The sequence below is a fragment of the Actinomadura macra NBRC 14102 genome (assembly GCF_001552215.1).
GTDB lineage: Bacteria > Actinomycetota > Actinomycetes > Streptosporangiales > Streptosporangiaceae > Spirillospora > Spirillospora macra.
Genome location: NZ_BCQT01000048.1, coordinates 1 through 1,443 on the forward strand (window position 1 = coordinate 1; position 1,443 = coordinate 1,443).

General features: G+C 64.7%; 1 protein-coding gene. It reads left to right on the forward strand.

The window, feature by feature from the left end:
- Nucleotides 1-1,443: maltose alpha-D-glucosyltransferase (gene treS / locus AMA02S_RS39660; protein WP_067470195.1), on the forward strand; the 1,443-nt coding region annotated here is incomplete at both ends.

The following is a 1,443-nucleotide window of genomic DNA, read 5'->3' on the forward strand; positions in this document are numbered from 1 at the left end:
CCGCACTGGTTCAAGACGGCGGTGTTCTACGAGGTGTCGGTACGCGGATTCGCCGACTCCAACGGAGACGGCTACGGCGACCTACGCGGCCTGATCAGCAAACTCGACCACCTGCAATGGCTGGGCATCAACTGCCTATGGCTCCTGCCCATCTACCAATCACCCCTCCGCGACGGCGGCTACGACATCGCCGACTACACCAAAATCCTCCCCGACTTCGGCGAACTCGGCGACTTCGTCGAACTCATCGAACAAGCCCACGCCCGCGGCATCCGCGTCATCGCCGACCTGGTCATGAACCACACCAGCGACGCCCACGCCTGGTTCCAAGCCTCCCGCACCGACCCCACCGGCCCCTTCGGCGACTTCTACATGTGGGACGACACCGACACCCGCTACCCCGACGCCCGCATCATCTTCGTCGACACCGAATCCTCCAACTGGACCTACGACCCCACCCGCGGCCAGTACTACTGGCACCGCTTCTTCTCCCACCAACCCGACCTCAACTACGACAACCCCGCCGTCCAAGACGCCATGCTCGAAGTCCTGCGCTTCTGGCTCGACCTGGGCATCGACGGCTTCCGCCTGGACGCCGTCCCCTACCTGTACGCACGCGAAGGCACCACCTGCGAAAACCTCCCCGAAACCCACGCCTACCTCAAACGCGTCCGCGCCGAAGTCGACCGCCTCTACCCCGACCGCGTCCTGCTCGCCGAAGCCAACCAATGGCCCGCCGACGTCGTCGAATACTTCGGCGACCCCGCCGCCGGCGGCGACGAATGCCACATGGCCTTCCACTTCCCCGTCATGCCCCGCATCTTCATGGCCGTCCGCCGCGAACAGCGCTACCCCATCTCCGAAATCATGGCCCAAACCCCCAAAATCCCCGAATCCTGCCAATGGGGCATCTTCCTCCGCAACCACGACGAACTCACCCTGGAGATGGTCACCGACGAAGAACGCGACTACATGTACACCGAATACGCCAGAGACCCCCGCATGAAAGCCAACATCGGCATCCGCCGCCGCCTGGCCCCCCTGCTGGACAACGACCGCAACCAACTCGAACTGTTCACCGCCCTGCTGCTGTCCCTGCCCGGCTCCCCCGTCCTGTACTACGGCGACGAAATCGGCATGGGCGACAACATCTGGCTCGGCGACCGCGACGCCGTCCGCACCCCCATGCAATGGACCCCCGACCGCAACGCCGGCTTCTCCCGCTGCGACCCCGCCCGCCTCTACCTCCCCGTCATCATGGACCCCATCTACGGCTACCAAGCCGTCAACGTCGAAGCCCAGGCCGACAACCCCGGATCCCTGCTCCACTGGACCCGCAAAATGATCGAAATCCGCCAACGCCACCCCGTCTTCGGCGTCGGATCCTACGTCGAACTCTCCGCCTCCAACCCCTCCGTCCTCGCCTTCACCCGCGAGATCAAC